11 protein-coding genes and 1 tRNA gene are annotated in these 13,874 nt (G+C 56.0%); 4 read left to right on the forward strand and 8 right to left on the reverse strand.

Features of this window, described 5'->3' with window-relative positions:
• Nucleotides 1-58: 58 nt before the first annotated feature.
• The 4 genes from VES88_07220 to VES88_07235 all read right to left on the reverse strand — a co-directional run bounded on the left by VES88_07220 (nt 59) and on the right by VES88_07235 (nt 6,155).
• On the reverse strand, nt 59-2,674 hold the full coding sequence (locus tag VES88_07220; GenBank protein HYN81275.1) for a DUF5916 domain-containing protein: 2,616 nt from the start codon (nt 2,672-2,674) through the stop codon (nt 59-61).
• Nucleotides 2,675-3,489: 815 nt separating this feature from the next.
• Nucleotides 3,490-4,824, reverse strand: a complete 1,335-nt coding sequence (locus VES88_07225) for a HEAT repeat domain-containing protein (GenBank protein HYN81276.1) — start codon at nt 4,822-4,824, stop codon at nt 3,490-3,492.
• A gap of 82 nt (nt 4,825-4,906) precedes the next feature.
• Nucleotides 4,907-5,569 carry a hypothetical protein gene (locus VES88_07230; GenBank protein ID HYN81277.1) on the reverse strand — a complete coding sequence of 221 codons (663 nt, stop codon included), beginning with the start codon at nt 5,567-5,569 and terminating at the stop codon, nt 4,907-4,909.
• A complete protein-coding gene (locus tag VES88_07235) occupies nt 5,562-6,155 on the reverse strand; it encodes a sigma-70 family RNA polymerase sigma factor (GenBank protein HYN81278.1) in 594 nt (197 codons plus the stop codon). The genes VES88_07230 and VES88_07235 overlap by 8 nt, the downstream gene beginning before the upstream one ends.
• A 101-nt stretch (nt 6,156-6,256) precedes the next feature.
• Here VES88_07235 and VES88_07240 point away from each other — a divergent pair, with 101 nt between their 5' ends.
• Entirely contained in the window at nt 6,257-7,870 is a 1,614-nt protein-coding gene (locus VES88_07240; GenBank protein ID HYN81279.1) for a M20/M25/M40 family metallo-hydrolase, read from the forward strand.
• Nucleotides 7,867-9,057 (forward strand): N-methyl-L-tryptophan oxidase, encoded by a 1,191-nt coding sequence (solA, locus tag VES88_07245; GenBank protein HYN81280.1) that lies wholly within the window; start codon nt 7,867-7,869, stop codon nt 9,055-9,057. Before VES88_07240 ends, solA begins: the two co-directional genes overlap by 4 nt.
• Nucleotides 9,058-9,616: 559 nt before the next feature.
• On the opposite strand, the gene VES88_07250 is transcribed toward solA, so the two are convergent.
• Nucleotides 9,617-10,123, reverse strand: a complete 507-nt coding sequence (locus VES88_07250; GenBank protein ID HYN81281.1) for a hypothetical protein — start codon at nt 10,121-10,123, stop codon at nt 9,617-9,619.
• Nucleotides 10,124-11,311: 1,188 nt separating this feature from the next.
• Here VES88_07250 and VES88_07255 point away from each other — a divergent pair.
• Nucleotides 11,312-12,388: a trypsin-like peptidase domain-containing protein gene (locus VES88_07255; GenBank protein HYN81282.1), complete on the forward strand. Its 1,077-nt coding sequence runs from the start codon at nt 11,312-11,314 to the stop codon at nt 12,386-12,388.
• Nucleotides 12,389-12,602: 214 nt separating this feature from the next.
• Here VES88_07255 and VES88_07260 read toward each other — a convergent pair.
• Nucleotides 12,603-12,675, reverse strand: a tRNA-Phe gene (locus VES88_07260).
• Between the two features lie 145 nt (nt 12,676-12,820).
• Between VES88_07260 and VES88_07265 the strand changes: the two genes are divergently transcribed.
• Nucleotides 12,821-12,952: a hypothetical protein gene (locus VES88_07265; GenBank protein HYN81283.1), complete on the forward strand. Its 132-nt coding sequence runs from the start codon at nt 12,821-12,823 to the stop codon at nt 12,950-12,952.
• 43 nt (nt 12,953-12,995) lie between these two features.
• Here the strand turns inward: VES88_07265 and queF are convergent, their stop codons facing one another.
• On the reverse strand, nt 12,996-13,391 hold the full coding sequence (queF, locus tag VES88_07270) for a preQ(1) synthase (protein HYN81284.1): 396 nt from the start codon (nt 13,389-13,391) through the stop codon (nt 12,996-12,998).
• 34 nt (nt 13,392-13,425) lie between these two features.
• A partial coding sequence (locus tag VES88_07275; GenBank protein HYN81285.1) for a rhomboid family intramembrane serine protease occupies nt 13,426-13,874 on the reverse strand: 449 nt, incomplete at its 5' end.

Here is a 13,874-nt window from a genome sequence, read left to right on the forward strand (position 1 = left end):
TCAATCGCCTCATCGGTCGCGGCTCGACGCACAACCCGATGCATAAAGAACGCGACACTTACCGACCAATCCAGTAGGTAGCTTTGAGAAGGAACACGTTGGCGGGAACGTCTCGGAATATTGCGCGTGTGTCCCTTGCAACGTTGAGTGATGGAGTAAGACCTGAGCCCGCGCGGCGTTGTTGCCACACGAGATACAGCGTAGAGCCTGGGCGGTATTCCCAGCGCACTACCGCGTTGCCACGGAGACTGCGGGTTGAACCGTCTAGCGCTTCCGCGAAGTTCGATGGGGTCGCCGCGAATTCAAACGACCTACTGCGGGTAAGCCGGATGCTGTGATCGTAATCTTCAGCAACTATCAGCGGTTGTGCGAATAATTGCGCCGATAGCGATGGCGTAAGTGTCCAGTCGACTCGAACTGTTGCCCCTGCGACCCTTTGATCAAGCGGACTGAATATGTAGCTGGTGCCGAAGTTGCCGGTCTCACTCGCATCGGGTACAGCCGTCACGTATTGAGCGGGACTTACGACGTGCGCTGTGTTCAGCCCAATCGAGAAGCGCGCGGATTCGTTGGGGCGAGCGTTGAGAGTTACGTCAAGTCGGCGAGTACGTCCGCCGGTCCGGTCATTAGCGAGGCCGATACCTCCCGACAGAGCGAACGGCTGCCGGAAGTCCGTGCCGAAATTAAGAACTCCGTCGATACCTCGCGGTTTGCGGGCAATCGGTCCACCGCGCGTTAGTTCATCGTCCAGACTACCAGGACGGAGTGTAATTCTGCCGCCGAACGGCCAGTAGCTGGACAATAGTGCGCCGAAGCCGAGCGACCAACCGTTCTCCACCACGGCGCCTCCGTAATTCCACTGGTGTCCCGTGAACGCGTTAATGTTCCACGCGCGGAGTACGCCGCGGGGGGCGTCCTGCTTATAAGTGACGTAATTCGAAAGTGAGTGAACGTCGCCGCGCCGGAGAAATCCAAGATCGTTCGCTTCGAAGCCGGGGCTGCGTGTTTCGAATGCGACCGACCCAATCCAGTTTTCGCCTGCCGCGCGAGTCACGCTTGCCGCGCCAGCTATTCCCGATAGCGATGTGCGATCCGGATCGAACTTTACATGGGTGGCATCGGGCCGCTGGAAATAGTGTGTGCTTGAAAGCTGCGTTGACCTGAGCGACTCTGCTGTACCGGCCACCTTGGACCCAACTAGGTAGCCGTCAAATACCCATGACCGACGCTGCCAGAAGTGCGTCGCATCTAAGCCAAAAAGTTGCGCACGATCTCGGAGAGCGGCCTTGGTTGCAGGGCTTTCGTCGAAGCGGTTAACGAACGTGGCGATTCCACCGACTGACGTTTCACCTTCTCTTAGTTCGCGCTTGGCACGGATGACGGAATAATTCGTAAGCGGTTCAACTTGGATGCGATCTCGTGTGCCAGTTCGAAACCTTGCCGTCTCCTCAACGCCGATGGCGTTAAGAACTCCAACCGACCAACCTGACGCGAGGCGACCACTCAGCTTGAATGCGCCGGCGATGGCTGTCTGCTCGGGGACAACCATCTCTACTTCTTCCGCTGTCGACGGAATGACTTGGGGCGACCGTCCGATCCGTCGCGAGTAAAACGGCTGGAGATCCTCCAGTTGGCCGAAGGCCTTCAATTGTGCGAACGCAAAGACGTCTGCACCTTCAACGAAGAACGGCCTTTTTTCGGGGAAGAATGTTTCAAACGCGGTCAGGTTCACGACCGCCGGATCAACCTCGACTTGGCCGAAATCCGGATTCAACGCTCCAGTTAGTGACAGCTCGCTCGTCAGAGCAACCCTGCCATCCAGCCCCATTCGCTGGCTTCTACCTTCGGGCTTCCGGGCAACACTAGCATAGGGGACAAGACTTAATCCTCGACTGCGTGGCAGCGACGTTGATAATGCGAGGTGCGCGTATCTGTCCACACCTGCACGTTCTTTCTTGGGCGTAAATGAAAAGACGTCCCGTTCCTGTTTGCGGAAAATGAATCGCTCGAGTTGGATTCCCCATCCATCTTCCACATTCCGCGAGTACTGGAGCTCCGACAACGGGATGCGTAGTTCAGTCGTCCAGCCTTGCGAGTCTACCACAGCAGCAGCGAACCAGACTGCGTCCCAAGACGCATCTTGGTCACCGTTGGAGCGCACGACAAAGTCTCCACGTGCTCCTGACGCTGCGACTCTAAAACCAACCGCTGTCAGGTGATCATGACGCGGATCAATGTAGACCGTGAAGTAGTCTGATTGCGGCTCGTCGTCGCGGCGCGCTAAGCGGCGCGTTATTAGCGCGGCAGAATCGTCCCACATGCGAGCGCCCACGTATATCGCATCGGATCCCAACAGCACGCGGACTTCAGTTCGCTGCGTAGCGGCGCGCCCCTCCTTCGGATCTAGCTGAGTGAACGCCGTAGCAGCCGTTGCAGCAGTCCAATCCGTTTCATTCAAGACGCCATCGACGTCAATCCTGCCGCGAACTCGCCCGGCATCGAGCGTTCGCGAAGACGCCAGTGTCGGAGTCGGGGATTCCTTCGGCAGCGATTCCTGAGCGTGAACTACGGGAGTGTAAACATTACAAAGGAGTGCGGAACTAACCGCGACGCGAAAGCGTCGACGCGTCTCAAGGGTTGCAATTTGTATTGCGTTTCGAAACAACCAAATCATCGGGCCTCAAAGTGCGAAACGATGCGAGGGAACCTTCCGCGATCATCATTTCGACACCACTGACTTAGTTGTTGTCACAGCGCGTGTGCGCGGGCCAGCTACGTTTCTTGCACCATTGCAGCACGGTACGATCCTTATTTCCTGAATAACTGGCTCATGAATGCGAGCTCGAAGAGTACGACCAACACAGGGCCCTGAGGCTGCGATCCATTCGTGAGCTTGATGTATAAAAGCCCCAGAATCATTCCGCAGGTTGGCAAGAGCCGTAAGTGTCCGGAGCGCGCTAAACTCAGCGCCCGGCATTGAGCCTTGGGGTAATGAGATTCAGGCCGCCGATCAACAACAACGCGAATCCGGAACCCACAAACCAGATGGCCGGTAACTACAGCTCGCTATAAGTCAACAAACGTAACGCCTGGGTGAATAACGAGATCGCGCCGATGATCCAACCTGCGAGACGCTGCAGCTGTTGAGCACGCATTCGTTACGCCTCCTTTTCGCGTCGCGTAGCTTGCGGGGTTTAGTCATCACGCGCAGGACAGTCTGCGCATCAGCCTTCTAGTAGCTCCGCTCAAGACAGCGCAGATCTCCCCATCCGCGGGCGAGCGCGACGTCTTGAGCTGGCAAATGTTTCGCTCAGCGCTCCACCTGCGACGGTACGGACGGAAGTCGCCGCCCTCGAGCTCGCTTGCCTCAGCAGCTCTCCCGACGGCGACACGTTGCCTTCCAGCAACCGGACCATGCTCGTCGAAGCAAATGCGAGCGTCGGTGGAGGCATTCGCGGCAGTCCGCGCTCTCGGGCTCTCAGTGTCGATTCAACGCTTTGACGGTACTCGTGCGGCAGCACGCGCCCTTACTTCGCCCACCAAGATACGCGCGATCGATCTTAGAGCTGGCGACCGGTCAGTTTCAGCAATCCGCTCCAGCTGCTGCAGTGCCTCTTTGTCATCGCGCTGGGAAAGCATTGCTAGCACTGTCTTGCGGAGTTCATCCTCTGAAAGGCCGTCTGCAAGACGTCCGAGTTCGCCCGAAGGTAGCCCTGCTTCCGCGCCAAGCAGAAGTGCGATCTTGCGCTCGTTTAGCCTGAAGCGTAACTGGCGGGAGACTGCAGCGAGCCACCTAGCATTATCCAAAGTTCGATTCTGCGAAATGGCCGTCAAAATCGCTTGGCGAATGTCCGGCTCCGGGCTTTGTTCGAACAGTCCCTTCAACGCGTCTAAGTCTGCTTTCCTTCCTCTCTCTGAGAGGAGAATAATCGCTGTACCTCGAGACTTTACGGCAAGGGTCACATCATTGACATATCGGAATAACACTGCGCGCGCCTGTGCTGAACCTTGGTCTGCAATGGCAGCGAGGGCGACAGTGCGAAGTGTGGTATCTGGCTGGGAACGGGCTAGCTGTTCCAACAGTGCGAGCGATGCACCATTTGGAACCCTGCCGAGTCCGAACACCGCGGCGCGCCTGAGGCTGACTTCGGCATTCGATGCCACGACTCTTCGAAATGTTTTCTCGGCAGCAGCAGGAAAAACGTCCGCAGCGATCACCAGCGCGTTCCGACGGAGTGCCAAGGGACACTTGCTGTTTGGTGCCACCAGACGATCGGTCAGTTTCACGGCATCTGTTTCGGATTGAGACGCAACATACCGAAGAGCCAGAGCAAACGCCGGCGGCTGAAGCCCCACGCAGGTTTCAACGCTTCGAACTGATGCAGCTATTCTCTGAAGCCGCTTATGGGCTGTTCGATCACCCGTTCGATCAAGCTGTGTAAGAACGCGTATCAGAAAAGCGTCAACATCAGCCGTGGTAGCTGCTTCCGGATACAATTTTCGTTGGTCATCAAGTGCTGCGAGCGCGGCCAACAGCTGTCCTGATCCACCGATTTTGTATCGGGCGAATGCTTCCCAATACCCGGCATTGGAGGCGGCTGTTGATCCCCGGTACCTGCGGACTTGTTGAAAGAGCAATGCCGCGCGCGAAAAGTCACCCTTAAACAAAGCCGTTCGAGCCTCTTGGAAAAGTGAATCTGAGGCAATTGAATCGACAACGATCTTGTTGCGTGGTTCGAAGGTCTCGACGCTCGGCTGCGCTTCCGCGTGCACCGCGCGCACCGCGCGCACCGGAACACTACCCACGCAGTTAACGACAGCCACGGTTACGAGCCAGCAAAACCAGTTAGCGGCTCGCGGCCTCTTCGCGTTTGAACGACATGCCCGACGAATCTTCATCGCGTAGCTATAAGACTGTTGTTACACGCCAGCGGGCCAAGGCAGCGTCGAGCTGGTCTCGTACCTCTCTTTGCCAAAACTGTTCGCGCACGGCGTTTTCTGACGAAGCAGAAGCAAAGGCGACGTCGGCGAGTAGAGATTCGACGCTGGAGAGCAAGCGCAGACTCTCGGGAGTCGCGCTCGCCGGCGAGTCGATCAAAACTCGGGTTTGAGTGAGCAGCACAACAGCCTCTGCTTCATCTGAAGCCGAAAGCGTCGGCGAATTAATTCTCGGGGCCAAGAAATTCTTCACGGCCTTGAAGTGAGCGGCAGATAAGCGGGAGAAAGCCGCGTCGGGTGGCCGGGGCGGGCTAACCGTGTGGCCTCTTTCCGGTCTCGCCTCGTTCGTTGTCGTGACAGAGGATGCGTCGTTTGCTTGCCGACGAAGCACCAAGCTTCCCGCCGCAACGACTGCGAGCACGGCCGCAATTGCGAGGATTTGCAATTGTGTCCGGCGATTCGTTCTGGATTGACGACCGCGAATGCTCTTCCAGATTTCGTCCGCGTTCGCGCGCGGCGTTGATAAACTTGCAGGCAACTCGCTCCGTAGGAATTCTTGGAAGGCGGGGGAATCGTCATCCTCTGGCACTGGCAGACCACCGTCGTGTGGCATGTGACTGTTATCATCCATTCTTCCATTCCTCAAATACGTCCTTCAACAAGTTCCTAAGCTGGGCACGTCCGCGGGACAATCGCATCCGCGCGGCGCCGGTGCCAATGCCCAGGATGGCGGCAACCTCCTCGTGCGATTTTCCTTCGACATCATAAAGCAGGACGGCAACGCGAAGATCAGAGGGCAATTTATTGAACGCAGCTCGAAGCCGACTACGGAGATGAGCCTGTTCCTGTCCGAACAATGATTCCTGCAGTTGTTCTGATTCGAGCGCCGCTTGCCATTCGCGCTTCGATACCCGTCGCGCCGCCCTCAGGCCGTTCAAGATCACGCGAACCGCAAGTCCATAAAGCCAAGTTCCAAAGGCAGCTTCGCCGCGGAACAGTTCCAATTTGTTGAAAGCACGAATAAAAACCTCCTGGGTCAAATCCTCCGCGAGCGCTATGTCGTTAGTCATCCGGTGTGCAAGTCGAAACACTGTGTCGACGTGCGTGTCGTAAAGCCGGCGCGTCGCCGACTCGTCTCCTCGTCGCGCACCTGCCACCAGGAGGAGTGTTTCGGCTGGGCCGGGAGCTAGCGCGCGAGGCTGCGCTTCAGGTTCCACGATTACTTAGACACGACGTGCCACCACTATGTCACGAGGCGAAGTCGTTCACGCCGTAGTGACATCGTTGCGGACAGCGGTGTCTTAGCACCTTGGTAGAGGTGCGTGTACCCATTCCAATTCAGGCAACATTCATAATGCGCCGTGCGTCGTGCATAATCCAATTCGTCCTCGCGACGGTCGTCATCGCTCCAATTGTTGTTGTAGGTCAAGAAGTCGCGCCCTCCGCAGACAGCGTAGTCAGAATCGCCCGCAATTTTCATCGAGCCAATCAGGCGCAAATCACTCGCGAACTCATTTCCTTTTTGAGTCTTCCGAACGTTGCATCGGACACCACCGGGATCAGAAGAAACGCCGCAGCTCTGGTGACACTGTTCAGGAGGAGAGGGTTCAGTACGGAGCTGCTTCCGTCAGATAGCGGAAATCCGCCAGCCCTTTACGCGGAACGGCCTGGAAAAACCGGTAGCCGTACTCTTGTTCTGTATGCGCACTATGATGGACAGCCAGCTGCTGAGGCGACGTGGTTGGCACCGCCGTGGGTTCCGGTGCTCCGGACTGCAGCGGTTGAATTCGGCGGCCAGCCCATTTCAATAGCTGATATAGTCGGGCCCCTGCCTTCCGATGCGCGCGTTTATGCGCGCTCTGCTAGCGACGACAAAGCGCCTATTATTGCGATCCTTGCGGCGATTGACGCGCTGGATGCTGCCAAAATTCCGCTCGGCGTAAATCTCAAAATGTTTTTGGAGGGAGAGGAGGAAGCAGGTTCGGAGCATTTGCGCGGCATTCTTAGACGGAATGCCGAGCGGTTACGAAGCGATCTATGGATCATCTGCGACGGCCCGGTTCATCAAAGTGGGGCCCCGCAGTTGGTGTTTGGTGCGCGCGGCGTTCTGGACGTAGAGCTAAGTGTGTTCGGCCCGATACGAGCATTGCATAGCGGGCACTACGGTAACTGGGCGCCAAATCCCGCGGCATACTTGGCTGATTTACTGAGCTCTATGCGCGCGCCGAACGGAGACATCCTTATAGACGGTTTCAAGGAAGCGACGCGACCACCCACCGCTGCGGAACTCGAAGCGGTCAGCAGAATGCCCGATTACGATAGCCGGCTTCGTCAGGAATTGTTGTTAGCAGCAAGCGAATCAAAGAACGCTAGGCTGGATGCGCGCCTACTGCAGCCTGCGCTCAACATTCGCGGATTCGTTTCCGGTGGAGTTGCCGCAAGTGCCGCGAATGCTATCCCATCTGTGGCGAAAGCATCAATCGATTTTCGACTCGTTCCAAATCTCGACCCGCCACGCGTTCGAGCGTTAGTTGAAAGCCATTTCAAAAAGAAAGGGTTCTTCATCGTCATTGGCCGCGATCCGACTAGTGCAGAACGCCGCGCGCATTTTCCAATCATCCGTGCCGATTGGAGTGATGGTTATCCCGCACTTCGAACGCCTCTGACGCTTCCTGCATCGAAGGCACTCGTCCAAGCTGTGACGGAGGCCCGTGGCGTGGCGCCTGTCTTGGCTCCAACGATGGGTGCTAGCCTCCCGCTCTACATAATTGCTGAGGAAGCGCGTGCGCCCATTATCGCGCTGCCCATCGTCAATCACGACAACAACCAGCATGGGCCAAACGAAAACGTTCGACTGCAGAGCCTTTGGGATGGTGTTGAGACGTTCGCCGTAGTGCTGGTCCGGCTGAGCGAGGTCTGGGCTGCTCGATGATCGACCTTCCCCACCCTTCGCCTCAGCGCACTACGCGTCGAAAGTCAGGCCTTATCTACGATGTAATCGTCGTCGGGTTGGGCGCTGTCGGCAGCGCTGCGTTATACACGCTGGCGGAGCAGGGGTGGGGAGTTGCAGGCGTAGATTCGCAAGATCCGCCACACAGTCTCGGATCGAGTCATGGGAAATCTCGAATCTTCCGTGAGGCCTACTATGAACATCCCAACTATGTGCCATTACTACGTCAGGCATTTAGGAAATGGAACAACCTGAATGCACTCGCCATCCCAAAGTTGTTCCGCCGAACCGGTGGACTGATGATCGGACCTGCTGAATCAGACCTGGTTGCGGGTTCGGCATCTAGCGCTTCTCAGCACCAGATTCCGGTCGAGCGCCTGAGTTCAGACGCCATACATGAGCACTTCCCAGCGTTCATGCCCCCACCGGAAATGGTTGGTATCTATGAGGACCGGGCAGGCGTTCTGATGCCCGAGCTATGTATTCGAACTTACCTCGATTTTGCCAAAGATCTTGGAGCACACACTTACAGTGGAGCGGCAGTAATTGATCTGCGCCTAGAAACGGACCCTTTGGTCGTGGAGACAGTACGAGGCGATATTACCGCGCGGCGCGTCATTCTCGCCGCCGGCGCTTGGATGAGTAAGATATTACGGTCGACCGGAGTAACGTTACCGCTCTCCGTTGAACGCCAAACTATGCACTGGTTTTCCAGTCTCGAACCATCTGACATCGTCAAACCTCACCGCTTCCCAGTTTCCCTTATTGAGCACGAACCTGGTCGTATTTTCTACGTGCTCCCAGATCTCGGCGACGGTGTGAAGGCCGCGATTCACCATGAAGGAGCGATTGTGGATCCGGACCAGATCGACCGCACCGTATCAGATCTAGATCGTACCCGCATCCGTGACTTGGTGAGGCGGTTTCTTCCAGGAGTCGACGGCGAGATTTCTGAATCGGTCGTTTGTATGTACACCGATACGCCGGACAACCACTTCATTCTGGACACGCTTCCTGGAAACCCGAACGTGATCGTAGCGAGCGCCTGCTCCGGGCATGGGTTCAAGCTTTCTAATGTGGTCGGTGAGATTGCCGCGAACCTGGCGACCGGGGGTCGAATCGATTTTGACATATCACTCTTTTCGGCCAGCAGGTTTCGATCTTCGTAGCGACGCAAAAGCGGTACAGATTTGCACTTTACTGCATGACAAACCCGGCATCTACGACCGATCACGTGATCGCGAAGTGCCGACCTTGACCTTGCTCCATCAATAAGAGAGAGAACGTCGCTTTCAGTGGTGAAACCGAGCGCCATTGGCTTCCCAATTGAATACGTATTAAGGCCGTCTGAAATCGTTCTAGAATCGACGATCAATGGCGGCGCTGATGGAAGGTCCCCGGCGACAGATTTTCAAGACAAGATCTTTACGGCACAAGGCGACATCGACTGTTGCCGCCCGTTAGAACGGCCGCGATTCGAGCGTCATGTTCGATTCGTTGTTGCACGCGGCTGGATCTTAACCGCCAGGCACGCCCAAGAGAACGTTGTTGCGCGACCAGCCCTATGGAATTTCAACAGGAACGCGCCTTCTTGAAGCGTGTTTATTCCGTCCACGATCGTTTCTAAGCGACGATCGATGACGTGGAGGGGTGAGCCATCCACAAACGAAATTCGATAGAAGGTTGTTCTTCGAGAATTTCTGGCGGCCGGGCGAATTCAACCGCAGGCTATTGCTTCGGACTAACCTGTTCGGATGACAGCCGATAGGCTTTCGAGCGTGTTCCATCGACCGCGATAGAGCTAATGACGTATCCGCGCGATGGAAGGATTCGGCTCAAGAGCGCATCGATGTAGCCTTTCTTCGCACCGGTTTCAGTGATCAGCCTGGACTTAGTTGCGCCGTCGGACTCAGCGAGAAGCGCTAGAACCTGAACGACAGTTTTGCTCTCACCTCTGAGGCTTTGGCCTACAAGTGACCGATACGTAGCGGTCTTCGCTGCGAGTTGCTTCCTGAGGGTGCGTATTTCTTGCTTGAGAACAGCAGCTGGTGTGGGTTCGGTGGTGCTGTCGCTCAGTTCAGCGGCGTCGGTAGTTACAGAATCTTGCATCAGCTGGGCGCTCACGAGAGCCGTAGGAGATAGCGTCTTCTGCGGCAACACTTCAGCGAGTTGTGCTGCCTTTAGCGCCCGTGTAGCACCTCTCGTCGGCCGCGTCTTTTTCTTCTTTTCGACCATTGGTACTTCCTCCAGGTGGTTGGTGATCTCGTAATGATCACGGCATTTCCTGGAAGGGCAACCGAACTTGAAATCATGTTAATCAAGTGCGGGACACGCGGATTGTACTATCCGTTTCCGCATGGGGCGACCTCCTTTTTCCCCTATATTCTCCGGTCTATGCCATATATTACGGCCGCGCCGGGGCTGGTAGTCTGATTGCATGACCTTGTGTAAACGCAAGGGCTATCGGTTGTTGTGGATAAGCTCGTTACGCGTCAGTGTTTAACGTGACGTGGGTTGTCTGGGTATAGGAGAGTCTTCACGCCAGCCCCGGTGCTTCTGCTCCTCCTTGTGACGAGGCCGCAATAACTCAGTCGTCTGATTCCTCCTCTGAGGGCGCTTTTCCTTCTTCCGCCCCTTTTCAGCCGCCGCAATCGATTCCTTTGCTCAAAGGAGGGGTCACATCTACGCCCCAGAGCAGCTTACGAATAGCAGGGACCGCCAACGAACTTCGCCAAAAATTCAATAAGCTCTATGGCTTAGACGCTGTAGGCGAGGTGGCGAGTTTACTCGACGTAAGCCCAACATTGCTGAAATGGTATTTGTATTCTCCAGGCGCGCCTCGATACCGGCAATTCACCATTACGAAGCGTCGCGGTGGCATCCGAACCCTGCACGAGCCTGTTGGAGGGCTCAAGATATTGCAGCGAAAGCTTCTGCAAGTCCTCACGGCTGTTCATTCACCGCGCGCATGTGTGCATGGATTTGCATCGGGGAGAAGCGTTAAAACGAACGCCGAAGAACACGTTGGGTCAAAGGTGCTGCTAAATGTTGACCTCGCTGACTTTTTCCCGTCGATTCACTTTGGTCGCGTGTATGGAATGTTTAAAGCGCGCCCTTACGAACTTCCTGTTAATGTTTCCGCAGTCCTCGCTCAGTTGTGTTGTTATCGGAAGCACCTACCTCAAGGTGCACCTACGTCTCCCATTGTAGCGAACATGGTCACCGCAAAGTTAGATGGGGACCTCCGGAAATTTGCCGCTGTGCCACCGTCTTCGATACACCCGATATGCCGACGACCTTACATTCTCGTCACGGCGCCGTAACCTGTCAGTGGCCGTTGTTGCCGATCCCGATGCTACGGGCGCGCGATCGATCACGATTGGCTCACACCTAGAAGGAATAATTCGGGCGAATGGTTTTACGGTGAATTCAGCAAAGGTCCGGGTTGCACGCTCAACTGGGCGGATGGAAGTAACCGGCATTGTGGTTAACGAGAAACCGAATCTGCCTCGGGCTTTTGTCAGAGAGATCCGCAGCATGCTGTACGCCTGGGAACGGTACGGTTTAGTTAGCGCGGGCCGTCATTTTAGTGAGTCGATCGACACGAAAGACAGGCGCGAACTCGACGAGGATCGACTGGTTGACTTCTCCGCGGTAGTACGCGGGAAACTTGACTACCTCAGAATGGTTCGTGGTGTAGATGACGACGTGTATGCAAAGCTCGTCGGATGGTATGCGGACCTCGAAGGCACCTACGTCCCTCCTATTCGAGGAAGCGAATCACCGATCCCATTGGGGGTGCGGCGAGTAATCGAGGCGCTGTGGTTCCTTGAATCGCTGGAAGAGGAAGCGGATACCAGTGCTATGTCCCAAGGAACGGGTTTTATGTTGCGCGGTTTTGGTTTAGTGACCTGCGCTCATGTTATCACGCCAAATCACACTATGCGCGCATTTCGTAGCGATGAGCCTCGGATGCAATATGTCGTCGTCGTGCGGCGCATTGACGCTGGTCGTGACCTTGCCATTCTAGGTTTCGAGTCCTTTGAAAGACTAGGCCGTATTCCCCTAGGTTGTTGCGATGTAGACGCCATGTTGCCTCGGGATCGGGCACCGAGTGGGGCTCATCTTCGGTTGACGCACGAAATGCCAACTCCTGGGCAATCGCTACACCTGTTAGGTTTCCCAAATTATTCGCCAGGGCATACTGCTCACATACGCGAGGCGAGGGTCACTGGACAACGTACACATTTTGGTTTTCCTCGGATTAGCGTTGACGGTTCAATTGTTACAGGAATGAGCGGCGGGCCTGCGGTAGATAACGCAGGTAGGGTAATTGGTGTGCTCGCAACGGGTGCCGAAAGCGAAATTATCAGCACAGGTGCTGATAATTACGGGATTATTCCAGCACCTGTCCTCAGAACTTGGCGAACAGAAATCGGACAGAGTTCGGCTCCTTTCGAAACTCTGCCCGAACAGATCTCTCGGCGACCTAAGGATTAAACGGCGATTCGACTCCACTGCAGCTCATAATGCTTGAACACAATGCTTTCCGCGTTGTCCTCCTCAACTTCATCGTGCAGGAAGCTACCACCTAATCCGTTGGACGTGAGTGAAGTTTGGATTCTAGGACTTTTTGAGGAGTATTACGCGAAACAGCCATCGCACTCCGATGGCTGCTTCTCTCGTAACTGCGTGAATGCGAACCCGTTACAAATGGCCAGGGGCAGAATCGAACTGCCGACACGCGGATTTTCAGTCCGCTGCTCTACCAACTGAGCTACCTGGCCGGTGTTTACTACACTGTGTAAGCCGCGGTTCGCAATGTAATTCTGGCCCCTTGACGCTGGAACCCCTGCCACTCCTGCCTCACAGCATCGGTACGACTCATGCGATACTCGCCGCCAGACGCAACACTTTTGGAGCAGAGAAACCATGAGCAAGATCCTACGCGGCCTTGCCGCAGGTTACGGCGCGAGAAAACTAACCGGCCGCTGCGGCTGCATGGGAATTATCGTTTTCATCATCCTCTGGTTTCTGCTTGGTAAGATCGGGATCTTCAGCTGATCATCGCCATCATCCCGTTGAGCGGAAAGCCGGAGCTCTCGAGCTAGCCCTTCGCGCCATGAGTGGCGGTGATTACCGACTTGATCCCGCCACGCAGGTTGAAGTCGCCAACCACTCTCATCCAGCGAGGACTGACGACAGCTACCAAGTCGTCGAGGATCCGATTCACCGCCCGTTCGTAGAAGATCCCGTCATTTCGAAAGCTCCACAGGTAGAGCTTGAGGCTCTTGAGCTCTACGCAGGCCTGTGCCGGTACATACGTAATCCGGATTATCCCGAAATCCGGCGCTCCGCCCTGCAAAGTCATGAGTTCCTTCGTGTCAGTCTCGATCCCGCCAAACGGACACAACGACGTGAACTCATTGCAGTCCATGTGGATTTCATATTCCCTGTCCGCGTAGGGATTCGCGAACGTCTCGAGCAGTTCCGGCTTCGGCATGCTGAACAATGCACGAATCGGAGACCCGGTTCAATTAGTGGGGTTCGTGTCCTCTCAGCTTCCTCGACATCTCCTCGAGAACTCCGAGCTCCTCGTTTGTCAGGCTTTCGATTCCGTACTTCGATATCTTGTCGAGCACCACATCCAGCTTCTCCGCCGATTCCCTTGCTGCTGCGTCTTCATTCGACCTCGGTAGGAGTGCCGGTCGGGCCGGACGGGCAACGACTGCATTGCTCTTCGCCACGACCTCATCTATCCCCTCTGACCGGTCCCCACGATCGCGGCTTCTCGGTCGAACACGTGGCACCGCCCTGAAAGCATCCTCCGGCTCATCGGGTACTGGCGATACCCACCGTCTGAAGTTGTCGAGCCCACCAAACGCCGAGACACGCAGAAAGATCCATCCGAAGGCAAGACCACCCAGATGTGCCCACCACCCAATGCCAGATCCTCCTTTGGTCGAGGAGATTCCCATCGCAAGAT

Source organism: Gemmatimonadaceae bacterium (genome assembly GCA_035633115.1).
Taxonomy (GTDB): Bacteria; Gemmatimonadota; Gemmatimonadetes; order Gemmatimonadales; family Gemmatimonadaceae; genus UBA4720.

What these genes read in the sequence shown, in the direction of transcription:
- queF (HYN81284.1), bottom strand. Translation starts at nt 13,391, where the DNA reads ATGCCGAAGCCGGAACTGCTCGAGACGTTCGCGAATCCCTACGCGGAC.
- VES88_07220 (HYN81275.1), bottom strand. Translation starts at nt 2,674, where the DNA reads ATGATTTGGTTGTTTCGAAACGCAATACAAATTGCAACCCTTGAGACG.
- VES88_07250 (HYN81281.1), bottom strand. Translation starts at nt 10,123, where the DNA reads ATGGTCGAAAAGAAGAAAAAGACGCGGCCGACGAGAGGTGCTACACGG.
- solA (HYN81280.1), top strand. Translation starts at nt 7,867, where the DNA reads ATGATCGACCTTCCCCACCCTTCGCCTCAGCGCACTACGCGTCGAAAG.
- VES88_07265 (HYN81283.1), top strand. Translation starts at nt 12,821, where the DNA reads ATGAGCAAGATCCTACGCGGCCTTGCCGCAGGTTACGGCGCGAGAAAA.
- VES88_07230 (HYN81277.1), bottom strand. Translation starts at nt 5,569, where the DNA reads ATGGATGATAACAGTCACATGCCACACGACGGTGGTCTGCCAGTGCCA.